General features: G+C 59.9%; 20 protein-coding genes. All 20 read left to right on the top strand.

Translation table 11 applies throughout. The features are described from left to right. Position 1: 1 nt before the first annotated feature. The 20 genes from flgK (at position 2) to CFE47_RS13260 (ending at position 22,245) form a co-directional block, all read left to right on the top strand. A complete protein-coding gene (gene flgK / locus CFE47_RS13355; protein ID WP_286837658.1) occupies positions 2-2,050 on the top strand; it encodes a flagellar hook-associated protein FlgK in 2,049 nt (682 codons plus the stop codon). 14 nt (positions 2,051-2,064) lie between these two features. Next, positions 2,065-3,648 carry a flagellar hook-associated protein 3 gene (locus CFE47_RS13350; protein ID WP_286837657.1) on the top strand — a complete coding sequence of 528 codons (1,584 nt, stop codon included), beginning with the start codon at positions 2,065-2,067 and terminating at the stop codon, positions 3,646-3,648. Positions 3,649-3,926: 278 nt separating this feature from the next. Then, positions 3,927-4,856: a ketoacyl-ACP synthase III gene (locus tag CFE47_RS13345; RefSeq protein ID WP_010208730.1), complete on the top strand. Its 930-nt coding sequence runs from the start codon at positions 3,927-3,929 to the stop codon at positions 4,854-4,856. 267 nt (positions 4,857-5,123) lie between these two features. Continuing rightward, on the top strand, positions 5,124-6,875 hold the full coding sequence (locus CFE47_RS13340) for a flagellin N-terminal helical domain-containing protein (RefSeq protein WP_286837654.1): 1,752 nt from the start codon (positions 5,124-5,126) through the stop codon (positions 6,873-6,875). A 72-nt stretch (positions 6,876-6,947) separates the two neighbouring features. Continuing rightward, positions 6,948-7,292 (top strand): flagellar protein FlaG, encoded by a 345-nt coding sequence (locus tag CFE47_RS13335; protein ID WP_286837652.1) that lies wholly within the window; start codon positions 6,948-6,950, stop codon positions 7,290-7,292. An 82-nt stretch (positions 7,293-7,374) separates the two neighbouring features. Next, positions 7,375-8,739, top strand: a complete 1,365-nt coding sequence (gene fliD / locus CFE47_RS13330; RefSeq protein ID WP_286837651.1) for a flagellar filament capping protein FliD — start codon at positions 7,375-7,377, stop codon at positions 8,737-8,739. Positions 8,740-8,859: 120 nt separating this feature from the next. Continuing rightward, positions 8,860-9,249: a flagellar export chaperone FliS gene (fliS, locus tag CFE47_RS13325; protein ID WP_135310055.1), complete on the top strand. Its 390-nt coding sequence runs from the start codon at positions 8,860-8,862 to the stop codon at positions 9,247-9,249. A gap of 24 nt (positions 9,250-9,273) precedes the next feature. Further along, positions 9,274-9,570 (top strand): flagellar protein FliT, encoded by a 297-nt coding sequence (locus tag CFE47_RS13320; RefSeq protein WP_286837648.1) that lies wholly within the window; start codon positions 9,274-9,276, stop codon positions 9,568-9,570. A gap of 170 nt (positions 9,571-9,740) precedes the next feature. Further along, the gene (locus CFE47_RS13315; protein WP_065909797.1) at positions 9,741-11,216 is read left to right on the top strand and encodes a sigma-54 dependent transcriptional regulator; all 1,476 of its coding nucleotides are present in this window, start codon (positions 9,741-9,743) and stop codon (positions 11,214-11,216) included. Between the two features lie 110 nt (positions 11,217-11,326). Beyond that, positions 11,327-12,538: a sensor histidine kinase gene (locus CFE47_RS13310; RefSeq protein ID WP_286837841.1), complete on the top strand. Its 1,212-nt coding sequence runs from the start codon at positions 11,327-11,329 to the stop codon at positions 12,536-12,538. Between the two features lie 6 nt (positions 12,539-12,544). Continuing rightward, complete coding sequence (locus CFE47_RS13305) at positions 12,545-13,921, top strand: sigma-54-dependent transcriptional regulator (RefSeq protein ID WP_286837644.1); 1,377 nt, start codon at positions 12,545-12,547, stop codon at positions 13,919-13,921. A gap of 131 nt (positions 13,922-14,052) precedes the next feature. After that, positions 14,053-14,382 carry a flagellar hook-basal body complex protein FliE gene (gene fliE / locus CFE47_RS13300; protein ID WP_015885194.1) on the top strand — a complete coding sequence of 110 codons (330 nt, stop codon included), beginning with the start codon at positions 14,053-14,055 and terminating at the stop codon, positions 14,380-14,382. Between the two features lie 16 nt (positions 14,383-14,398). Next, positions 14,399-16,177 carry a flagellar basal-body MS-ring/collar protein FliF gene (gene fliF, locus CFE47_RS13295; protein WP_286837642.1) on the top strand — a complete coding sequence of 593 codons (1,779 nt, stop codon included), beginning with the start codon at positions 14,399-14,401 and terminating at the stop codon, positions 16,175-16,177. Further along, on the top strand, positions 16,170-17,189 hold the full coding sequence (gene fliG, locus CFE47_RS13290) for a flagellar motor switch protein FliG (protein ID WP_010563975.1): 1,020 nt from the start codon (positions 16,170-16,172) through the stop codon (positions 17,187-17,189). Before fliF ends, fliG begins: the two co-directional genes overlap by 8 nt. 10 nt (positions 17,190-17,199) lie before the next feature. Further along, positions 17,200-17,964 (top strand): flagellar assembly protein FliH, encoded by a 765-nt coding sequence (gene fliH / locus CFE47_RS13285; RefSeq protein ID WP_286837639.1) that lies wholly within the window; start codon positions 17,200-17,202, stop codon positions 17,962-17,964. Beyond that, entirely contained in the window at positions 17,954-19,312 is a 1,359-nt protein-coding gene (gene fliI, locus CFE47_RS13280) for a flagellar protein export ATPase FliI (RefSeq protein WP_185703659.1), read from the top strand. Before fliH ends, fliI begins: the two co-directional genes overlap by 11 nt. Positions 19,313-19,315: 3 nt before the next feature. Then, entirely contained in the window at positions 19,316-19,765 is a 450-nt protein-coding gene (fliJ, locus tag CFE47_RS13275; RefSeq protein WP_286837636.1) for a flagellar export protein FliJ, read from the top strand. 84 nt (positions 19,766-19,849) lie between these two features. After that, positions 19,850-20,155, top strand: coding sequence for an STAS domain-containing protein (locus CFE47_RS13270; protein ID WP_185703663.1), 306 nt, complete (start codon positions 19,850-19,852; stop codon positions 20,153-20,155). After that, positions 20,152-21,870 (top strand): ATP-binding SpoIIE family protein phosphatase, encoded by a 1,719-nt coding sequence (locus CFE47_RS13265; protein WP_185703665.1) that lies wholly within the window; start codon positions 20,152-20,154, stop codon positions 21,868-21,870. The genes CFE47_RS13270 and CFE47_RS13265 overlap by 4 nt, the downstream gene beginning before the upstream one ends. A gap of 30 nt (positions 21,871-21,900) precedes the next feature. After that, complete coding sequence (locus tag CFE47_RS13260; protein WP_185703667.1) at positions 21,901-22,245, top strand: Hpt domain-containing protein; 345 nt, start codon at positions 21,901-21,903, stop codon at positions 22,243-22,245. Positions 22,246-22,500: the final 255 nt, after the last annotated feature.

The raw sequence follows: 22,500 nt of genomic DNA, 5'->3' as shown, positions 1-22,500 counted from the left end.
CATGAGTTTGCTCAGTATCGGGATGTCGGGGCTTAACGCCGCTCAAGGATCGTTGTCGGTCTTGAGTAATAACATTGCCAACGTAAATACCCCAGGGTACTCGCGCCAACAGAGCAGTCAGACCGCCAACGCGTCGAATCAGTTTGGTGGCGTATTTATCGGCAGCGGCACCACCCTGGCGGATGTGCGCCGGGTGTACAACGAGTACCTGGACGCGGCGTACCAGAACAGCACGTCGTTGAGTGCGGACGCCAACACCTACCAGAATCAGATCAGTGCCGTGGACAAGGTTCTGTCGGACAAGACCACGGGCATGTCTTCGGCGCTCAGCGCGTTCTTTGCCACCTTGCAAACAGCGTCATCCAACCCGAGTGACCTGTCTGCCCGGCAGCTGCTGGTGGCTAATGCCAAGACCTTGAGCAGTCGTTTTAATTCGATTTCGACACAACTGACTCAGCAGAAAGAAACCATTAATAGCCAATTGAGCACCATGAGTGACCAGGTTAATCAACTGACCTCCTCGATTGCGTCCCTCAACAAACAAATTTTTCAGGCTCAGGGCTCGGCGAGCTCCGCGCCGGCCAACTTGCTGGACTCACGCAACGAGGCCGTGCGCTCGCTCAACGAGCTGATCGGCGTCACCGTCACTGATAAAAATGGTCAATTCACCGTGACCACCGGCACGGGCCAGCCACTGGTGGAAGGTGGTATTTCCAACACGATCTCGGCCGTACCGAGTAACACCGATAACAGCCAATACACCATCCAGCTGAATGTAAACAACACCAGCCTGGACCTTGGCTCGGTGATCAGTGGCGGCAGCATTGGCGGCCTGCTGCGTTATCGCAGCGATGCGCTGATGCCGGCCATCAATGAGCTGGGTCGTTTGGCCATTGCGACCGCGGACACCATGAACAATCAGCTCGGCCAAGGCTTGGATCTGAATGGTGATTTCGGCACCTCGTTGTTCAAGGACGTTAACAGCGCCATTGCCATCGCATCGCGCAGCCAAGGTGCTTCGGGTAACAGCGCGGGCTCTGGCAACCTGAATGTGACGATCGACGACAGCAGCAAGCTGACCACCTATGACTACAAGGTCACCTTTAGCGACAAGACCAACCCGAACATCATCACCGTGGTACGTTCGGACGGCAAAGCCATGGGTAACTTTGACATCACCTCCACCACCTCACCGCCCTCGTTCGACGGTGTGACCCTATCGCTTGATGGCAAAGGGACCATGGGTTTTGGTGACAGTTTCAAGGTCAGCCCGACCGCTACCGGTGCCAGCGCTATTGGTGTGGACATGGTAGACGCCAACAAGCTGGCCTTCGCCGGTGCGTTGGTCGGTGACAGCAGCAAGACCAATACCGGCACCGGCACGTTCACCCAGCCGTCCCTGACCAACCCGGTGGACATCCATGGTGGCGCTAACTCGGCCAAGTTGCGGGCGGATATTGAAGGCCTGATGCCCGTGAAAATGGTGTTTGCCGCACCGGCGGCTGACGGCACGCAGTCGTACACGATCAGTAATGCCCAAGGCAAGTCGATCGGCACCGGCACCATCGTTCCGGGGCAAGGCAATAAAGTGACTGTCAATGTGCCCGAGCTGGACGCCACGGGCACGCCTATTCCGGGCTCCGGGTTCAGTTTCGACACCACTATCAACGGTTCGCCGGCCGGCGGTGACAGCACGACGTTTTCGTTTAACAGCGGCGGTAAGTCCGACGGGCGTAATGCCCAGCAGTTGCTCGACCTGCAGACCAAGGCCACGGTCGGTCTGGGTGACGGCAATACCGGCGTAAGCCTGGTCGGGGCCAACAGTCGCCTGGTGTCCCAGGTAGGTGCTAAAGCCAGCCAGTCCGGCGTTGATGTTGCCGCGACCGGTGCGTTGCTGGCTGCCAACAAAGAGGCTCTCAGCTCCGTATCCGGGGTCAACCTGGATGACGAGGCCGGCGACATGATCAAGTTTCAGCAGTACTACACCGCGTCGTCGCAGATCATCAAGGCCGCGCAGGAAACCTTCAGCACACTGATCAACAGCCTTTAAGGGAGTCTGGGACGATGCGTATTTCTACACAGCAATATTTCGAAGCCAGTACTGCCAAGTATCAATCGAACTATTCCAGCCTGATCAAGGCTCAGGACCAGACCACCTCCGGCGTGCGTGTGCAAACCGCCGGTGATGATCCGGTGGCGGCGGCGCGCTTGCTGATGCTGCAGCAGCAGAAAGATATGCTGGCGCAGTCCAATGGCAATATCTCCACGTTGAAGAACGCATTCGCTTCTGAAGAGAGCGTACTGAGTGGAATCCAAGATGCATTGCAGAAGGCCAGTGAGGTGGCGTTGGCTGCCGGTAACATTGGGATCAGCGATGCTGACCGCAAGGCGCATGCCGACACCATTGGTGCGATCCAGGATCAAGTGCTGGCGTTGCTCAACACCAAAGACGCCAGTGGTAATTACATGTTCTCCGGCAGCAAGACGGACACGCCGCCTTACTCCCGTAACAACGATGGTACCTACACCTATCAGGGGGATGAGACGCCATTGACCCTGAAGGTGGCGGAAAACCTGTCGATGTCGATGGGGGACACCGCGAAAACCATCCTCGAAGGTTCGGGTAATACAGGTCGTACTCAAACGACACGTGTACTCACGCCGCCCGATGTCGATGATTACAAGGTGACAGTCTCTGCCGGCCTGATTACCGCCGGTACCACCAACAACTTTGCCAGCGGCCAGCCCTATTCGCTGAAATTCATCAGCAGCACCCAGTACACCGTGACCGACAGCGCCGGTAAGGACGTCACTTCCGAGATCCAAGGCAACGGCACCTTTGACGCCACCAAGGAAGGCGCCTCGACTGTCAACCTGCGTGGGGTCAAGTTCGATATCGGTTTCAATCTGGGCGAGGGCGTACTGCCTGGCACGCCATCGGATGATCTGGTGAAGGATCGCGAGTTCACCCTTGCGCTCAAGCCGGACTCCTTCAGTGTCTCGCGCACACCCAGCAACTCGACAACGGCGCAGTTGACCGGCGGAACGGTGACTGACCAGGCGGCGTATGCCAGCACCTTTCCCAACTCGGGTGTTGTCATCAAGTTCGGTGCGGGCGGTGCCTATAACGTCTATGCGCAGCCTTACACAGCGGACAGCAAGGCCATCGCCAGCGACACCTTGGCCACGGGTGCCACCTCGATTACCGTCGCGGGCGTTGAACTTGGCGTTACTTCCGACCCGGCAGACGGCGATTCCTTTACGATCGGTGCCACCAGCAGTAAGAGCGAAAACGTACTCGACACCCTGAGCCACCTGCGCAAAGTCCTTGAAACACCGGCAGATGGTAAGCCTGCCGCGCAAAAGGAACTCAAGGACGTGGTTGCTCGCTCCATCGGCAACCTGGCTAACTCCAAAATGCAGGTTGACCAAGTGCGCGGTTCAATCGGCGCTCGCGGTAACGCTTTGGATATACAAGCTGATCAAAACACCAGCCTGGGCATCGCCAATGACTCGACCATGAGTTCGCTAGGGAACATCGATTTGGCAGAAGCGTCGATCAACCTGAGCTTGCAGCAAACCATGTTGCAGGCGTCGCAACTGGCATTCGTGAAAATCTCGCAGTTGAGCCTGTTCAACAAGATGTAAGCGCCAGTACCTCAAGCGGCCCAGCCTGGAAACAGGCTGGGCCGTTGTCGTTTCTACGGCTTAATTGTTTGAAGGTTTTGCATAAACCACAGACAATTAGGTGACCTGTGAGTCATAAAGCGCATCTTCACTGTATCGTGTGAAAAGGATAAGTCGTCGCAGGGCCTTTACGGGGCGGCTTTCAGCGAGTTTTTTGCGGGGTTATCCCCTTTTATTGTCAGCACTCGGCGGGGCAGCTCGCGGGGTGATCTCCAGCTATTTAGTATTGGGAAGCCACAATGATTGGCATAAAAAGCATCGCCAGTTACGTGCCGGCCGACGGGATCGATAACTACGCCCAGGGTGCCAAATTCGCCAAGGATGAAGAATTCATCATTGGCAAGATCGGTTCGGCGTTCCTGCCGCGCAAGGAAGCTGCGCAGGAAACCTCCGATCTGTGTGTCGAGGCGGTCAACGCTTTGTTTGCCAATAACCCGGATTTGAAGCGCGAGTCCATTGACGCGCTGATCGTCGTCACCCAGAACGGTGATGAAGAGGGTTTGCCCCACACTGCGGCCATCGTCCAGGACAAACTGGGCCTGCCGACCCACGTTGCTGCGTTCGATATCTCCCTGGGCTGCTCCGGCTACGTCTACGGCATCTACGCGATGAAAGGCTTCATGGAAGCCGCCGGCCTGAAAAACGGCCTGCTGATCACCGCCGACCCGTATTCGAAGATCGTCGACCCGGAAGACCGCAACACCACCATGCTGTTCGGTGATGCCGCCACCGCGACCTGGATGGGCGAAGACGCTCCCTGGTTGCTGGGCAAGTCCAAGTTCGGCACCGACGGTTCCGGCGCGCCGCACCTCAAGGTCAGCGATGGCGTGTTCTTCATGAACGGCCGCCAGGTGTTCAACTTCGCATTGCTTAAAGTGCCGGCACATTTGCACGAGCTGCTCAATGAGTCGGACCTCAAGGCTGACGAGATCGATGCGTTCTGCATCCACCAGGGCAGTGCGGCCATCGTCGACGCCGTGGCGCGTCGTTTTGAAGATGCGCCGGTGGACAAGTTCATCAAGGACATGGTCGAGACCGGCAACACCGTGTCGTCGAGCATTCCGCTGTTGCTGGAAAAGCACGTGATGGACGCCACCTGGAAGCGTGTCGCCATCAGTGGTTTTGGTGTGGGCCTGTCGTGGGGCTCGGCGATTCTCTATCGCCCGTGACACGATAATAGGCGGCACAACAAAACGCCGATGATCGAGAGATCATCGGCGTTTTTTATTTGGCGCCAGAAAAGCCAATGAAACCGGGGTTTGGCTCCTGCGTAAGCCCTTGAATTGCAAGGGGTGGCACGGCGCCATTAAAAAAATCAAAAAAAAACCTCAAGCAACCGGCACACACGACGATAACTATTACGAAGGTTCTCTAGGCCACACCCGGCGGTTGCCAGGGCCGGAAGCCGCAGTAAACAACCCCACGAGGATTTCGTCATGGCTTTAACAGTAAACACCAACATCACTTCCCTGTCCGTTCAGAAAAACCTGAACAAAGCCGGTGATGCTCTGAGCACCTCGATGACTCGCCTGTCTTCCGGCCTGAAAATCAACAGCGCCAAAGACGACGCCGCTGGCATGCAAATCGCCAACCGTCTGACCTCCCAGGTTAAAGGCATGACCGTTGCCATCGCCAACGCCAACAACGGTACTTCCATCGCCCAGACCGCTGAAGGCGCGATGCAAGAGTCGACCAACATTCTGCAACGTCTGCGTGAACTGGCTCTGCAGTCCGCGAACGGTGATAAAAGCGACGCTGACCGTGCTTCCCTGCAACAAGAATTCACCGCTAAATCTGGTGAGCTGACCCGTATCGCCCAAACCACTACCTTCGGTGGTCGTAACCTGCTGGACGGTTCGTTCCAGAACGTTGCTTTCCAGATCGGTTCTGACGCTAACCAAACTATCTCTTTCGGCATGAGCGACCTGAGCGCTACCGGCCTGAAGGGTACTTACAGCGAAGCTAAGCTGGATGGTTCTACTACCACTCTGTCGGCTTCCGTAACCGGTAATGCTGTTGTTCTGCCAGGTGGCACACCGGCTAGCAGCACCACCACGCCTTTCACCCGTACCGCTGCTGTTGGTGCCACTCTTGGTACTGCTGAAACCATCACGGTCAATGGCGGCACTGCTGTTAACCTGCTGGCCGCTGATACGCTGACCGATGTTGTAACTAAAATTAACACCGCTGCTGGTAGCACCATTGCTGCTGACGATGGTGGCGGCAATCTGGTTCTGACCTCGGGCTCCGCTATCACTGTTACTGGTGCAGGCGCTCTGGCTACTACTCTGGCTGGTGCTGCTGCAGCTGGTGGTGGCGTAACCACTAACGTTGCTGCTGTTCCAGGCAAACTGGCTGCTGCCGCTGAAATCAACATCAATGGCACCAACGTTGCTTTCGCTGCGAACGACGACCTGGCTGCTATCGCTGGCAAAATCAACACCTCCAACACCGCCAACAAGTTCGGCGTTACCGCTTCGGTATCCGCTGACGGTCGTCTGCAACTGGCTTCGGCTGATGGCAAGGCTATCAAACTGGGTAACGGTACTGGTGTTGCTGCCAACGGCGGTGCGGGTGCACTAGCTAAACTGGGTCTGTCGGCTGGTACTACCGAAGCCAAACTGGCTTCCGCTACTTCGGTTAGCCTGAACGGCACCGAAGTTAAGTTCACCGCGGGCTCCACCATGGCCGACATCGTGTCGTCCATCAACAGCGCCAGCACCGGTGTAACTGCCAGCAAAAACGCTGACAACACCCTGAACCTGTTCTCCACCAAGGACATCACCGTTGCCGATGGTAGCGCGGGTACTGGCCTGACCACTCTGGGTCTGACCGCTGCCGCTGCTGCACCGACCACCGCTACCAAAATGGACACCACCGTTGCCGACCTGAGCATCCTGAACGCTGCCAGCGCTCAGCAAACCATCCAGGCTCTGGAAGGTGCGATCCAGCAAGTAGACAGCCAGCGTTCCCAGCTGGGTGCGGTTCAGAACCGTTTCGACAGCACCGTGGCCAACCTGCAAAGCATCACTGAAAACTCCACCGCAGCCCGTAGCCGCGTACAGGACGCCGACTTCGCTTCCGAAGCCGCTGAACTGACCAAGCAACAAACTCTGCAACAAGCATCCACCGCTATCCTGTCCCAGGCTAACCAGCTGGGCTCCGCTGTACTGAAGCTGCTTCAGTAACATCGGTAGCGGTTAGATAACGGAAGGGTGCGTCTACGTGCCCTTCCGTTTTTTCAGTTATGAGGTGATGACATGGACATGAGCATTAAGTTGAACGCGTCTTACCCGGCTGGCACCGCCCAGGCTGCTGTTGCGACTGCGACCCAAGCCCTGCCTGCAACCGAGACGACACAGGCTGGCACTGCACAGCCGCCGCGCGAAGCGCTGGAAAAAGCAGTGACCGATATTCGTGAATTTGTGCAGGCTTCCCAGCGAAACCTGGACTTTTCCATCGACGATTCCACCGGTCGTGTTGTGGTCAAAGTGATCGCTACCGACAGCGGTGAAGTGATTCGACAGATTCCATCCGAGACTGCGCTGAAATTGGCGCAAGACCTGAGCAAGGCCAGCAGCGTGCTGTTTGACAGCAAGGCTTGAGTTGGCACGAAACATGTCTCTGATTGCCGAATAGGCGACACTGCGCCAAGAAAGCGGCAGCCACAGAACAGGAGAAGAACAAATGGCGAGTTCAACGATTACCGGCCCGGGCTCGGGCTACGACACCCAAGGCATTGTGAAGGCACTGGTGGCGGCGGAAAAAGCCCCCAAGCAGTCCCAGATCACCAAGGCGCAAACAGACACTACCACCCAGCTGTCGGCTGTGGGTTCGGTCAAGAGTGCATTGGAAGCCTACCGGACGGCGATCACCAAGTTGAACAGCACTTCTTCGTTCAACGGCCTGGCGGCGACCACTTCCGATGACAAGACGGTAAAAGCCACCCTGGGTGACGGTGCCTCCAGCGGCAAGTACACGCTGGTGGTGGATAACCTGGCCACGTCGTCGAAAGTCACCAGCAAGTTGTTCACCGGCGCCTCTGCGGTGGCTAACCCGGGTGAAGAAAACCAGACCCTGACGATCAACCAGTCCGGCAAGAGCTACAACGTGATCATCACGGGTGGTTCGACCCTGCAACAGGTTCGTGAGTCCATCAACACCCAGCTTTCGGCCCAGGGCATCAGTGCCAACGTACTGAGCGATGCCAGTGGTGCGCGCCTGGTGATCGGCTCCAGCACCAGCGGCGTCGGCACCGACATCACCCTCAGCGGCGACTCCGACTTGGCTGCCGGCTACACCGCAGGCCCGGCCGCGCAAAACGCCAAGTATTCCATCGACGGTATCGCGATGGAGTCCACCAGCAACACCGTGACGTCCGCCATCAGCGGCGTGACCCTGGAATTGGTTGCGCCGACGGATGCCAACAAGTCCACCACCATCACCGTGGCCAGCAACCCGGCCACCTTGAAGACCTCGGTGCAGTCCTTCGTCACCGCGTATAACGCCCTGATGACGGCGATCAATGCCCAGACCAAAGTCACCGCCACCGGCGACCAAGCCACTACCACGGCGGGCGCACTGACGGGCGATGCGGGGATGCGTGACCTGGTCTCCAGCATTCGTAGTGAGTTGGTTAACGGTTCGGGTTCGGGGGCGATCAGCAGCCTGTCGCAGATGGGTATTACCACTGATCAGAAAACCGGCCTGCTGACCCTGGACGACAAGCAGTGGGATGCAGCCGTGGCCAAGAACCCGACCGATATCGCCAAGCTGTTCACCGGCGACAACGGCCTGATCTCGCGCATGAACAAAGCCACTGACAGCTACGTAGGCACCACGGGCACGCTGGCCTCGCGGGTCAAGGACTTGAACACCAAGTTCACCGACCTGACCACCCAGCAGGCTGACCTGGATCGCCGCATGGAGTCCCTGCAGACCTCCCTGAGCGCCAAGTACACTGCCATGGATACCTTGATCGCCAAGATCAACGCGAGCAGCTCCAGCATCATGACCACGCTCAACTCGCTGAACAATCCGAAGTCGACCTAAGGGGCAGGGCGGTGATCCGCCCGTCCCTGGCTTTCACAGACGTTAAAGTTTTTGGCGCTGCAGTCGAGAAACTGGTAAGCGCAAACCTACTCGCCAGCGGCGTTTAAACGAGGTAGCAACATGAATCCGATGAGAGCCCTTCGCCAGTACCAGAAGGTCAATTCCCACGCTCAGGTATCCGAGGCCAGTCCTCATCGCCTGATCCAGATGCTGCTAGAGGGTGGCCTTGATCGCCTGGCACAGGCCAAGGGCGCGATGTCCCGTGGTGATATCGCGCAGAAGTGCGTACTGATCACCAAGGCGATCGACATCATCACCGGCCTGCGTCAAGGGTTGGATGAAGAAAAAGCTGAGGACCCTGCAGCGATCCAGCAGTTGGATAGCCTCTACGAGTACATGAATACGCGACTGGCACAGGCCAACGCCAGCAATGACCCAGAAATCATCGACGAAGTTGCACGCCTGCTGATTACTGTGAAAAGTGGCTGGGATGCCATCGCTCCACAATAAGGCAAACCGCCTGAGGTACACATCATGAGCCAAGCACTGCAACGCATCGACGAAGCCCGCGAGGCCCTGATGGGCGCGCTGGCCGAGCGTAACTGGGACGCTGTCGGCGAGCTGGATATAGGCTGCCGCGCGGTGATTGATGAGGTGCTCAGCGAACCGCCAGTGGACGAGGATGCGCTGCGCGAGAAGCTGGAGAGCCTGCTGGCGGTCTATCAGCAGTTGCTTGAGGTGACAACCGGCGAAAGACAGGCGATTTTTGAAGAGATGTCGCAGATCAACCAAGCGAAAAATGCGTCAAAGGTTTACCATCTGTTCGGCTAAATAGCCTCAGTTGGTCCGATAGGCGCGTCATATATTTGACTGTGCCAGCATTTTTGACTTAACTAGTGCTGTTTTCAGATTTTAGACGTCTAGTAAGGTACAAAGTCGTACAGGCGTCTTGATTGCCCTCGCTCTGGGGCAGGAAGTTTTACTAGGGAAGTTGCTATTGCATGTGGCGTGAAACCAAAATTCTGCTGATTGATGACGATAGCGTCCGCCGCCGCGATTTAGCGGTGATTTTGAATTTTCTTGGCGAAGAAAATTTACCCTGTGGTAGCCATGACTGGCAGCAGGCAGTCAGCTCATTGTCGTCGAGCCGTGAAGTCATTTGTGTGCTGATCGGGACGGTAAACGCTCCTGGCGCAGTTCTGGGCTTGTTAAAGACACTGTCAACCTGGGATGAGTTCCTTCCGGTTTTGCTAATGGGCGATATTTCTTCTATCGACCTGCCGGAAGACCAGCGCCGCCGCGTGCTTTCCACCCTGGAAATGCCGCCCAGCTACAGCAAATTGCTCGACTCCCTGCACCGTGCCCAGGTCTACCGCGAGATGTACGATCAGGCCCGTGAGCGCGGTCGTCACCGTGAACCCAACCTGTTCCGCAGCCTCGTCGGCACCAGCCGTGCGATCCAGCACGTGCGCCAGATGATGCAGCAGGTGGCCGATACCGACGCCAGCGTGCTGATCCTCGGCGAGTCCGGTACCGGCAAGGAAGTGGTCGCGCGCAACCTGCACTACCACTCCAAGCGCCGCGACGGGCCTTTTGTGCCGGTCAACTGCGGGGCGATCCCGGCAGAGCTGCTGGAAAGCGAACTGTTCGGCCACGAGAAGGGCGCCTTTACCGGTGCAATCACCAGCCGTGCCGGGCGTTTCGAACTGGCCAACGGCGGTACCCTGTTCCTCGACGAAATCGGCGACATGCCACTGCCGATGCAGGTCAAGCTGCTGCGTGTGCTGCAGGAGCGTACCTTCGAGCGCGTGGGCAGCAACAAGACCCAGAGCGTTGACGTGCGCATCATCGCCGCCACCCACAAGAACCTCGAAAGCATGATCGAGGTCGGCAGCTTCCGCGAAGACCTGTACTACCGCCTCAACGTATTCCCAATCGAGATGGCGCCGCTGCGTGAGCGCGTGGAAGACATCCCGCTGCTGATGAACGAACTGATCTCGCGCATGGAACACGAAAAGCGCGGTTCGATTCGCTTCAACTCCGCCGCGATCATGTCCCTGTGCCGTCACGGCTGGCCGGGCAACGTTCGCGAGCTGGCCAACCTGGTGGAGCGCATGGCGATCATGCACCCCTACGGTGTGATCGGCGTGGTCGAACTGCCGAAGAAATTCCGCTACGTCGATGACGAAGACGAGCAGTTGGTGGACAGCTTGCGCAGCGACATGGAAGAACGGGTAGCCATCAACGGCCATACCCCGGACTTCGGTTCCACCGCCATGCTGCCGCCGGAAGGCCTCGACTTGAAGGACTACCTCGGCAACCTGGAACAAGGCCTGATCCAACAGGCATTGGACGACGCCAACGGCATCGTTGCGCGTGCGGCCGAGCGCCTGCGCATTCGTCGTACCACCCTGGTGGAGAAGATGCGCAAGTACGGCATGAGCCGCAAAGAAGGTGATGAACAGGCGGATGATTGACGCCTGTTTTTTAAGCGACTGAAATTTCAGTCGTTTTTTTTAGGCACGGGTATTGCTACAGCCCTCGCAACGTTCCGTTTAACTGACGGTCAGCCAAGCGAGAGAGCATGATGCCCCACGCCGCCCAACTATCTTCGGTCCCTGATGCCCAGGGGCCTGCCCCGTCTGTCGAGCAGCTCAGCCGCAATGGCCTGGAACAGGCCTTTTCGCTGTTCAACCAGATGTCGAGCCAACTCACTGACTCCTACAGCCTGCTGGAAGCCCGGGTCTCCGAACTCAAGGGTGAGTTGGCCGTGGTCAGCGCCCAGCGCATGGAAGAACTGGCCGAGAAAGAGCGCCTGGCCAACCGTCTGCAAAACCTGCTGACGCTGTTGCCCGGTGGTGTAATCGTCATCGACGACCAAGGCCGCGTGCGCGAAGCCAACCCGGCGGCCTGCGACATGCTCGGCCTGCCGCTGGAAGGCGAGCTGTGGCGCCATGTCATCACCCGCTGCTTTGCGCCGCGTGAAGACGACGGCCATGAAATCTCCTTGAAAGACGGGCGCCGCCTGTCCATCGCCACCCGCTCCCTGGACGCCGAGCCCGGCCAACTGGTGCTGCTCAACGATCTGACTGAAACCCGTCACCTGCAAGACCAATTGGCGCGGCATGAGCGCTTGTCGTCGCTGGGCAGGATGGTCGCTTCTTTGGCGCATCAGATCCGCACGCCGTTGTCGGCCGCGTTGATATACGCCAGTCATTTGACTGATGAGCAATTGCCCGCCGCGACCCAGCAGCGTTTTGCCGGTCGTCTCAAGGAGCGCTTGCATGAGTTGGAGCACCAAGTGCGCGACATGCTGGTGTTTGCCCGTGGCGAATTGCCGCTGACCGACCGCATCACGCCTTCCGAACTGATGCAGGCCCTGCAAGCGGCGGCGGCTACTCATATTCAAGAATCCCAAGTCCGCTGGCAGTGCGACAGCCACCTCGGCGAGCTGCTGTGCAACCGCGACACGCTGGTGGGGGCCTTGCTCAACCTGATCGAAAACGCCACCCAGGCCAGCGGCGTCGGCGCGCGGCTCAAGGTGCACCTTTACAGTCGCGGGCAAACCCTGCGCCTGTGCATCAGTGACAGCGGCAGTGGCATCGACCCGGTCGTGTTGCAGCGTCTGGGCGAACCCTTTTTCACCACCAAGACCAACGGAACCGGCTTGGGCCTGACCGTGGTCAAGGCCGTGGCACGTGCCCATCAGGGAGAATTGCAGCTGCATTCCCGCTTGGGGCGTGGCACTTGTGCATTGATGACCTTGCCGCTGTTTTCTGGCGCGGCAAGCGCGGAGTAATCGGACATGGCAATCAAGGTTTTATTGGTAGAAGACGACCGCGCCCTGCGTGAAGCACTGGCCGACACGCTGCTGTTGGCGGGCCACGACTACCGGGCGGTGGGTTCTGCCGAGGACGCCTTGGAAGCCGTCGAGCAAGAGTCGTTCAGTCTGGTGGTCAGTGACGTGAACATGCCTGGTATGGACGGTCACCAGTTGCTCGGCCTGTTGCGTGCACGCCAGCCGCAATTGCCCGTGCTGTTGATGACCGCTCACGGCGCCGTGGAGCGTGCAGTGGACGCGATGCGTCAAGGCGCTGCCGATTACCTGGTCAAGCCGTTCGAACCCAAGGCCTTGATCGAACTGGTGGCGCGACATGCCCTGGGTGTGGTCTCGGCGGTCGAAGGTGAAGGCCCGATTGCCTTCGAGCCAGCCAGCGCCCAGTTGCTGGAACTGGCGGCCCGCGTGGCGCGCAGTGACTCTACCGTGTTGATCTCGGGCGAGTCCGGCACCGGCAAGGAAGTGCTGGCGCGGTATATCCACCAGCAATCGAGTCGCGCCAAGCAGCCGTTTATCGCGATCAACTGCGCGGCGATCCCCGACAACATGCTCGAAGCCACCTTGTTCGGCCATGAAAAGGGCTCGTTCACGGGCGCCATCGCGGCGCAGGCCGGCAAGTTCGAACAAGCCGATGGCGGCACTATCCTGCTCGACGAAATTTCGGAAATGCCCTTGGGTCTGCAAGCCAAGCTGCTGCGCGTGCTGCAGGAGCGTGAAGTGGAGCGCGTCGGCGCACGCAAGCCGATCCAGTTGGATATCCGCGTGGTCGCCACCACCAACCGCGATCTGGCGGGTGAAGTGGCGGCGGGGCGCTTCCGTGAAGACTTGTTCTACCGCTTGTCGGTGTTCCCACTGGCCTGGCGCCCACTGCGCGAGCGTCCGGCGGATATCATCCCGCTGGCCGAGCGCCTGCTGAATAACCACGTCAAAAAAATGAAGCATGCTCAGGCGCGACTGTCGGCCGAGGCCCAGGCCTGTCTGATCGGCTATCCGTGGCCCGGCAACGTGCGTGAACTGGACAACGCGATCCAGCGCGCGCTGATTTTGCAGCAGGGTGGCCTGATCCAGCCCCAGGATTTCTGCCTGGCCATGGGCAGCGGCGCCGCGCCATTGCCCACCTTGGCGCCAGCGCTGGTGGTGGCTGAAGCCGAATCTGCGGGTGGGTTGGGCGACGACCTGCGTCGCCGCGAATTCCAGATGATCATCGACACCCTGCGCGCCGAACGTGGCCGTCGCAAGGAGGCTGCCGAGCGCCTGGGTATCAGCCCGCGCACCTTGCGCTACAAGCTGGCACAGATGCGCGATGCCGGGATGGACGTGGAAGCGTATCTATTCGCCACTTGATTGGTATCTAAGCCGATAAGGTTTGTCGCCTTTTCTTACGTGTTGCTACAGAGCTGGCACCCTTGTTGCTACCTCCCCTAGTAATTGCGGCGTAGCGTCAAAAAAATGCGGGTTGTCGGAGAGAGAAGGTCATGAGCCAGGGTATTGAGTTCAATCGGTTGATGTTGGATATGCGCTCCATGCAAATGGATGCCATGGCTCAACCGAAATCCGTCGCGCCAGCGCCGGAATTGGGCCAAAGCAGTTTCGCCGACATGCTCGGCCAGGCAATCAATAAAGTCAGTGACACCCAGCAAGCGTCGAGTCAGTTGGCCAACGCCTTCGAGATCGGCAAGAGCGGTGTGGACCTTACCGATGTCATGGTTGCTTCGCAGAAGGCCAGCGTCTCCTTTCAGGCCTTGACCCAAGTGCGTAACAAGCTGGTTCAGGCTTATCAAGACATCATGCAGATGCCGGTTTAAGGACGAGATTTAAGTCATGGCAGAAGCAGTCGTGGACAACGTACCCGCCAAGGCAGACGGCAAGCCGCCGCTGTTTGGCCTGTCGTTCCTGGAAAATCTCTCCGAAATGACCATGTTGCGTCAGGTGGGCCTGATGGTCGGCCTGGCTGCCAGCGTGGCGATTGGTTTTGCCGTGGTGTTGTGGTCGCAGCAACCCGATTACCGGCCGCTGTATGGCAGCCTGGCGGGCATGGATTCCAAGCAGATCATGGAAACCCTGGCCGCCGCCGACATCGCCTACACCGTGGAGCCCAACTCCGGTGCCTTGCTGGTCAAGGCCGATGACGTGGCCCGTGCACGCATGAAGCTGGCAGCGGCTGGCGTGACGCCGTCCGACAGCAATATCGGTTTTGAAATCCTCGACAAGGACCAGGGCCTGGGTACCTCCCAGTTCATGGAGGCCACCCGTTACCGTCGTGGCCTGGAAGGCGAGTTGGCCCGCACCATCTCCAGCCTGAACAACGTCAAGGGCGCTCGCGTGCACCTGGCCATTCCGAAAAGCTCGGTGTTTGTGCGCGATGAGCGCAAGCCAAGCGCCTCGGTACTGGTGGAGCTGTTCTCTGGCCGTTCCCTGGAACCTGGCCAGGTCCTGGCGATCATCAACCTGGTGGCCACCAGCGTTCCCGAGTTGAGCAAGTCGCAAATTACCGTGGTGGACCAGAAGGGCAACCTGCTGTCCGACATGGCAGAAAACTCCGCGCTGACCCAGGCCGGCAAGCAGTTCGACTACAGCCGCCGCATGGAAAGCATGCTGACCCAGCGTGTGCACAACATCCTGCAGCCGGTACTGGGCAACGACCGCTACAAGGCCGAAGTGTCTGCCGACGTGGATTTCAGCGCCGTCGAGTCGACCTCCGAACAGTTCAACCCGGACCAGCCGGCCCTGCGCAGCGAGCAGTCCACCAGCGAACAACGCACCGCCGCCAATGGCCCGCCGCAAGGCGTACCGGGTGCCTTGAGCAACCAGCCGCCAGCCCCGGCCTCGGCCCCGCAAACCACGGGTGGCGCCGCAGCCACCGCTGGCGCGATCCAGCCCGGTCAGCCACTGCTGGATGCCAACGGTCAGCAGATCATGGACCCGGCCACCGGCCAGCCAATGCTTGCGCCGTACCCGGCGGACAAACGTAACCAATCCACCAAGAACTTCGAACTCGACCGTTCCATCAGCCACACCAAGCAACAACAGGGTCGCGTCAATCGCCTGTCGGTTTCGGTGGTGGTGGATGACCAGGTCAAGGTCAACCCGGCGGACGGCAGCATTACCCGTGCGCCGTGGGGCGCCGACGAATTGGCGCGCTTCACTCGCCTGGTGCAGGACGCCGTCGGTTTTGACGCCAGCCGTGGTGACAGCGTCAGCGTGATCAACATGCCGTTCTCCGCCGAGCGTGGCGAAGTGATCGCCGAAGCGGCGTTCTACACCCAGCCGTGGTTCTGGGACATCGTCAAGCAAGTGCTGGGTGTGTTGTTCATCCTGGTGCTGGTGTTCGGCGTGCTGCGCCCGGTGCTCAACAACATTACCGGCAACGGCAAGAAGCAACTGGCGCTGGCCGGTGGCGACGTGGAACTGGGTGGCATGGGCGGCCTGGACGGCGAACTGGCCAACGACCGCGTCAGCCTCGGCGGCCCGCAAAGCATCCTGTTGCCAAGCCCGAGCGAAGGCTATGACGCTCAGTTGAACGCAATCAAGAGTCTGGTGGCAGAAGACCCGGGCCGTGTGGCCCAGGTCGTGAAAGAGTGGATCAACGCAGATGAGTGATAATCGAGCCGCTGTTGCCAAGCTCACCAAGGTCGATAAAGCCGCCGTGTTGCTGCTGTCCCTGGGTGAAACCGACGCCGCCCAAGTGCTGCGCCACATGGGCCCCAAAGAGGTCCAGCGAGTAGGCGTGGCCATGGCGCAGATGCGCAATGTGCACCGTGAGCAAGTCGAACAGGTGATGAGCGAGTTCGTCGAGATCGTCGGCGACCAGACCAGCCTGGGCGTTGGCTCCGACAGCTACATCCGCAAGATGCTCACCTCGGCCCTGGGCGAAGACAAGGCCAACGGCCTGATCGACCGCATCCTGCTGGGTGGCAATACCAGCGGCCTCGACAGCCTCAAGTGGATGGAGCCGCGTGCTGTCGCCGACGTGATCCGCTACGAGCACCCGCAGATCCAGGCCATCGTGGTTGCTTACCTCGACCCGGACCAGGCCGGTGAAGTGCTTGGTCACTTCGACCATAAAGTGCGCCTGGACATCATCCTGCGCGTGTCGTCGCTGAACACTGTGCAGCCGGCTGCCCTGAAAGAACTCAACACGATTCTGGAGAAGCAGTTCTCCGGCAACTCCAACGCTTCGCGCACCACCCTGGGTGGTATCAAGCGCGCAGCCGACATCATGAACTTCCTCGACAGCTCGGTCGAAGGCCAGTTGATGGACTCGATCCGCGAGATCGACGACACGCTGTCCGGCCAGATCGAAGACCTCATGTTCGTGTTCAACAACCTCTCCGATGTCGACGACCGTGGCATCCAGGCGTTGCTGCGCGAGGTGTCCTCCGACGTGCTGGTGCTGGCGCTCAAGGGCTCCGACGAAGGCGTCAAGGAGAAGATCTTCAAGAACATGTCCAAGCGTGCTTCCGAACTGTTGCGCGACGACCTCGAAGCCAAAGGCCCAGTGCGCGTCAGCGACGTGGAAACGGCGCAGAAAGAAATCCTCACCATTGCCCGCCGTATGGCCGAAGCCGGAGAAATCGTTCTCGGCGGGAAGGGCGGCGAAGAAATGATCTAAGGCGCCTCTGATGTCGAACAAAGATGAGGCACCCAGCGATCTGATTCGCGCACGGGATGTCGGCGGGTTCGACATCTGGTCGTTGCCCAGCTTCGACCCGCATGTGCCGGAGCCAGAGCCGGAACCAGAGCCCGAACTGCCGGTGGAGTCCGAGGAAGTGCCGCTGGAAGAAGTCCAGCCACTGACCCTGGAAGAGTTGGAAAGCATCCGCCAGGAAGCCTACAACGAAGGCTTCGCCGCCGGTGAAAAGGATGGTTTTCGCGCAACGACGCTCAAGGTGCGCCAGGAAGCCGAGGCGGCGCTGGCCGTCAAGCTGGAGAGCCTGGAACGCTTGATGGGCGTGCTGTTCGATCCTATTGCCGAGCAGGATTCACAGCTTGAAAAAGCCATGGTTGGCCTGGTGGAGCACATCGCTCGCCAGGTGATCCAGCGTGAGCTGGTGCTGGACTCCAGCCATATCGAAAGCGTCATGCGCGAAGCCCTCAAGCTGCTGCCCCTGGGCGTGGGCAACGTGCGGCTGTACATCAATCCCCAGGATTTCGAACAGGTCAAAGCCCTGCGCGAGCGTCATGAAGAAACCTGGCGCATCGTCGAAGACGCCGCGTTGCAGCCCGGTGGTTGCCGCGTCGAGACCGAACACAGCCGTATCGATGCCACGGTGGAAACCCGCATCAGCCAGATCATGGCCAAGTTGCTGGACCAGGTTCACGAACAGGTACTGAACCCGGCCGAACCTGACCTGAGCGTGGACTTGGACGCCGCCGATGCGCCTTGATCGCACCAGCTTCGCCAAGCGCCTGGGCAGCTACGCCGAGGCCACCGAATTGCCCGGCCAGCCGATCCTCGAAGGGCGCCTGTTGCGTATGGTCGGCCTGACCCTCGAAGCCGAGGGCCTGCGCGCCGCCATGGGCAGCCGCTGCATGGTGATCAACGACGACAGCTACCACCCGGTGCAAGTCGAAGCGGAAGTGATGGGTTTTTCCGGCAACAAGATTTTCCTGATGCCTGTTGGCAGCCTGGCGGGCATCGCCCCCGGCGCCCGCGTGGTGCCGCTTGCCGACACCGGTCGCTTGCCGATGGGCATGAGCATGCTCGGTCGTGTGCTCGACGGCGCCGGGCGTGCGCTGGACGGCAAGGGCGGCATGAAGGCCGAAGACTGGGTGCCGATGGACGGCCCGACCATCAACCCCCTCAACCGTAACCCCATCAGCGTGCCGCTGGACGTGGGCATTCGTAGCATCAACGGATTATTGACGGTGGGCCGTGGCCAGCGTCTGGGCCTGTTTGCCGGTACCGGTGTGGGTAAGTCCGTACTGCTGGGCATGATGACCCGCTTCACCGAAGCCGACATCATCGTGGTGGGGCTGATCGGCGAGCGGGGCCGTGAGGTGAAGGAATTCATCGAGCACAGCCTGGGTGAAGAGGGCCTCAAGCGTTCGGTGGTGGTGGCATCGCCAGCCGATGACGCGCCCTTGATGCGTTTGCGCGCCGCCATGTACTGCACGCGTATCGCCGAATATTTTCGCGACAAGGGCAAGAACGTCTTGTTGCTGATGGATTCGCTCACACGTTTCGCCCAGGCCCAGCGGGAAATCGCCCTGGCCATTGGCGAGCCGCCGGCCACCAAGGGTTATCCGCCGTCAGTGTTCGCCAAGCTGCCCAAGCTGGTGGAGCGCGCCGGTAACGCCGAGGCCGGTGGTGGCTCGATCACCGCGTTCTACACCGTGCTGTCCGAAGGCGATGACCAGCAAGACCCGATTGCCGACTCGGCGCGGGGCGTGCTCGACGGTCACATCGTGCTGTCGCGGCGCTTGGCGGAAGAAGGGCACTACCCCGCCATTGATATCGAAGCGTCCATCAGCCGGGTCATGCCGTCGGTGGTCACGCCGCAGCACATGGCGCGCGCGCAACAATTCAAGCAGCTGTGGTCGCGTTATCAGCAGAGCCGCGACTTGATCAGCGTGGGTGCCTACGTGGCCGGTGGTGATCGCGAGACCGATCTGGCGATTGCCTTGCAACCGCAACTGGTGACCTACCTGCGCCAGGGCCTTAACGACAAGATCAGCATGGGCGAAAGCGAAGCGCACCTGGGCTCGATCTTCGCCCCGGCGCCAGGCGGCTAAGCCATGGCCAGCAACCGCTCTTCACGCCTGGCCCCAGTGGTCGACATGGCCGAAAAAGCCGAAAAGACCGCCGTGCAGCGCCTGGGTTATTTCCAGGGGCAGGTGCGTTTGGCAGAAAGCAAACTGGGCGACCTGGAGCGCTTTCGTGGTGAATACCAGCAGCAGTGGATCGAGCGCGGTACCAAGGGTGTGTCGGGGCAATGGTTGATGGGCTACCAGGGCTTCCTCAACCAGCTTGAGACGGCCGTAGACCAACAGCGCCAGAGCCTGGCGTGGCACCAGACCAACCTTGATCGCGCGCGGGAGAGCTGGCAGGCGGCGTTTGCTCGTGTTGAAGGGCTGCGCAAGCTGGTGCAGCGCTATATCGACGAAGCGCGGGCCATTGAAGACAAGCGCGAGCAGAAGCTGCTCGATGAACTGTCCCAACGCCTCCCACGCCAATCGCACTACTAGCTCCCACATTTGATACTGCGTGTTGCTCGCATCGCCTTCACCTGCTAAACCTTGTCTCATTGCCAATGACAAGGAAGCAGTCGCATGTCAGTCGTTCCTGAAGTGTCCGCGGACGGGAAGAAGTTGACGATCGCCATCAAGGGCCGGTTCGATTTCAGTAGCCACCAGCATTTTCGTGAAGTCTACGAACGCATCTACCCCAAGCCCGACGCCATCGTCGTGGACTTGAAGGAAGCCACCTACCTCGACAGCTCTGCGCTCGGCATGCTGTTGCTGCTGCGCGATCATGCCGGCGGCGATGACGCCGATATCCGCGTGATCAACAGTAACTCCGACGTGCGCAAGATCCTCGGCATCTCCAACTTCGACAAACTGTTCGACATCAGTTGAGCGGCCTGGCCCCCGTCCTTGAGCCGCTGACCATCCTGATCGCCGAAGACAGCGCCGCCGACCTGTTGCTGCTGTCGACCATCGTGCGGCGCCAGGGCCATCAAGTGCTCACCGCCACCAACGGTGCGCAAGCGGTAGAGGTGTTTACCCGCGAGCGGCCGCAGCTGGTGCTGATGGATGCACTGATGCCGGTGATGGACGGCTTTGAAGCCGCGCGGCGCATCAAGCAATTGGCGGGGGAGGCGTTGGTGCCGATCATCTTCCTCACCTCCCTGCGCGAGAGCGAAGCCCTGGCCCAGTGCCTGGATGCCGGCGGTGATGACTTCCTGCCCAAGCCCTACAACCAACTGATTCTCGCGGCAAAGATCAACGCGATGGACCGCCTGCGCCGCCTGCAAGCCACGGTGTTGCAGCAGCGCGACCTGATCGCCAAGCACCACGATTATCTGTTGCATGAGCAGCGGGTGGCCAAGGCGGTGTTCGACAAGGTCGCGCATTCGGGTTGCATCAATGCCGCGCCGAATATCCGCTACCTGCAATCGCCCTATGCGCTGTTCAACGGTGACCTGCTGTTGGCGGCCTACACACCGTCCGGCGACATGCATGTGCTGCTCGGTGATTTCACCGGCCACGGCTTGCCGGCGGCGGTAGGCGCCATGCCCCTGGCCGAAGTGTTCTACGGCATGACCGCCAAGGGCTACGGGCTGGCGCAGACCCTGCGGGAGATGAACGCCAAGCTCAAACGCATCTTGCCGGTGGACATGTTCTGCTGCGCCACCCTGTTGTGCCTCAGCGCGCAACGGCGGGTGGTGGAGGTGTGGAATGGGGGTATGCCCGAAGGCTATGTGCATGAAGTCGCCACCGGCAAGCGCACGCCGCTGGAATCGCGGCATTTGCCGTTGGGGGTGTTGTCGGCGGACGCCTTTGATGACCGCACCGAGGTCTGGCCGATGGCCTTGGGCGACCGCGTGTTCCTGCTCTCCGATGGCGTGCTGGACACCGCAGACGCCAATGACCAACTGTTCGGGGTCGAACGCTTGCAGCGGGTATTCGCCGCCAACCGTGAGCCTGACCGATTATTTGAAGATATCGAACAGGCCCTGGCGGCGTTTCGCGGCGAAGTTCGCGATGACGTCAGCATGGTGGAAATCACCCTGCAGTCCGGCCAATCGCTGCGTGCGACGGGGCCGTTGTACGCTGACAGCGGGCAATCGTGTCCGCTGGATTGGTCGGTGAGTTTCGAATTTCGCGCCGACACCCTCAAGCGATACAACCCGTTGCCCTATCTGCTGCAACTGCTGCTGGAGATCCACGGCCTGCGCGAGCAGAGCGGGGCGCTTTACAGCGTGATGGCCGAGTTGTACTCCAATGCGCTTGAGCATGGGGTGCTGGGGCTCGACTCCCGGCTCAAGCGCGATGCCCAAGGCTTTGCCGAGTATTACCGCCAGCGTAATGATCGTCTGGCGCAGTTGAACAGTGGTTATGTGCGGGTGCATATCAACGTGGTACCGACCGCAGCGGGCGGCAAGATGACCCTGCGTATCGAAGACAGCGGCCCAGGCTTCGATGTGGATAAGGTGCTGGCGCGACCGCTGGACATCGACCGCCTGTCTGGCCGGGGCTTGAGCCTGGTGCGCCAATTGAGCAGCGCGGTGGGTTGGTCCGACGGCGGGCGCAGTGTCTGCGTGGAGTTTTGCTGGGGGGCTCTGGCATAATCCGCCGATTCTTGATCAAGGAGCGAGCAAGTGGTCGATATTCATCTGGACCCGCAGGTGCTGTCGGGTTTGCAGGAGGTCATGGAAGGCGAGTATCCCAAGTTGCTCGACACCTTTCTCGATGACTCCCAAAAACGTGTAGAGGCGCTGCGCAAGGCGCGCGACGATGCCAAGGCGTTGGGGCAGATTGCGCATAGTTTCAAGGGCAGCAGTGGCAACCTTGGGGCGGTGCGGCTGGCGCATTTGTGTCAGCGGTTGGAGTCGGAGTCGGTTGAGGCGGCGGCGGATCTTGGGGCGTTGGTGGATCAGATTGATCGTGAGTTTGCGTTGGTCAGGCCGATGTATGAATTGGAGCGGGAGCGGTTTGGGGTTTGAGGTTGGGTTTGTGTACATATCCGTTGCTGCGGTAACGGCCACTTAGGGTTCCGCTCTTACAGCGGCTCACTTTTGGAAAGGCCCAAAAGTAAGCAAAAGGCCTTCGCCCCAACACTCGGCACCTCGCTTAGGCTCGGTGTGCCCTCACTCCGGCTTTGGAGCGTGGGCCGCCGCGATGGGCCATCCCTGGCCCAGCGCGGCTAACCCGGCGTCCTGCCGGGTTACCCACGCTCCAAAGCCTGCGTTCGGCCAGCG

Origin of the sequence: Pseudomonas sp. PGPPP1, assembly GCF_002255865.1 — a bacterium.
Taxonomy (GTDB): domain Bacteria; phylum Pseudomonadota; class Gammaproteobacteria; order Pseudomonadales; family Pseudomonadaceae; genus Aquipseudomonas; species Aquipseudomonas cremoris.
This window is presented reverse-complemented; position numbering and strand designations above follow the sequence as displayed.

What these genes read in the sequence shown, in the direction of transcription:
- flgK (WP_286837658.1), top strand. Translation starts at nt 2, where the DNA reads ATGAGTTTGCTCAGTATCGGGATGTCGGGGCTTAACGCCGCTCAAGGA.
- CFE47_RS13350 (WP_286837657.1), top strand. Translation starts at nt 2,065, where the DNA reads ATGCGTATTTCTACACAGCAATATTTCGAAGCCAGTACTGCCAAGTAT.
- CFE47_RS13345 (WP_010208730.1), top strand. Translation starts at nt 3,927, where the DNA reads ATGATTGGCATAAAAAGCATCGCCAGTTACGTGCCGGCCGACGGGATC.
- CFE47_RS13340 (WP_286837654.1), top strand. Translation starts at nt 5,124, where the DNA reads ATGGCTTTAACAGTAAACACCAACATCACTTCCCTGTCCGTTCAGAAA.
- CFE47_RS13335 (WP_286837652.1), top strand. Translation starts at nt 6,948, where the DNA reads ATGGACATGAGCATTAAGTTGAACGCGTCTTACCCGGCTGGCACCGCC.
- fliD (WP_286837651.1), top strand. Translation starts at nt 7,375, where the DNA reads ATGGCGAGTTCAACGATTACCGGCCCGGGCTCGGGCTACGACACCCAA.
- fliS (WP_135310055.1), top strand. Translation starts at nt 8,860, where the DNA reads ATGAATCCGATGAGAGCCCTTCGCCAGTACCAGAAGGTCAATTCCCAC.
- CFE47_RS13320 (WP_286837648.1), top strand. Translation starts at nt 9,274, where the DNA reads ATGAGCCAAGCACTGCAACGCATCGACGAAGCCCGCGAGGCCCTGATG.
- CFE47_RS13315 (WP_065909797.1), top strand. Translation starts at nt 9,741, where the DNA reads ATGTGGCGTGAAACCAAAATTCTGCTGATTGATGACGATAGCGTCCGC.
- CFE47_RS13310 (WP_286837841.1), top strand. Translation starts at nt 11,327, where the DNA reads ATGCCCCACGCCGCCCAACTATCTTCGGTCCCTGATGCCCAGGGGCCT.
- CFE47_RS13305 (WP_286837644.1), top strand. Translation starts at nt 12,545, where the DNA reads ATGGCAATCAAGGTTTTATTGGTAGAAGACGACCGCGCCCTGCGTGAA.
- fliE (WP_015885194.1), top strand. Translation starts at nt 14,053, where the DNA reads ATGAGCCAGGGTATTGAGTTCAATCGGTTGATGTTGGATATGCGCTCC.
- fliF (WP_286837642.1), top strand. Translation starts at nt 14,399, where the DNA reads ATGGCAGAAGCAGTCGTGGACAACGTACCCGCCAAGGCAGACGGCAAG.
- fliG (WP_010563975.1), top strand. Translation starts at nt 16,170, where the DNA reads ATGAGTGATAATCGAGCCGCTGTTGCCAAGCTCACCAAGGTCGATAAA.
- fliH (WP_286837639.1), top strand. Translation starts at nt 17,200, where the DNA reads ATGTCGAACAAAGATGAGGCACCCAGCGATCTGATTCGCGCACGGGAT.
- fliI (WP_185703659.1), top strand. Translation starts at nt 17,954, where the DNA reads ATGCGCCTTGATCGCACCAGCTTCGCCAAGCGCCTGGGCAGCTACGCC.
- fliJ (WP_286837636.1), top strand. Translation starts at nt 19,316, where the DNA reads ATGGCCAGCAACCGCTCTTCACGCCTGGCCCCAGTGGTCGACATGGCC.
- CFE47_RS13270 (WP_185703663.1), top strand. Translation starts at nt 19,850, where the DNA reads ATGTCAGTCGTTCCTGAAGTGTCCGCGGACGGGAAGAAGTTGACGATC.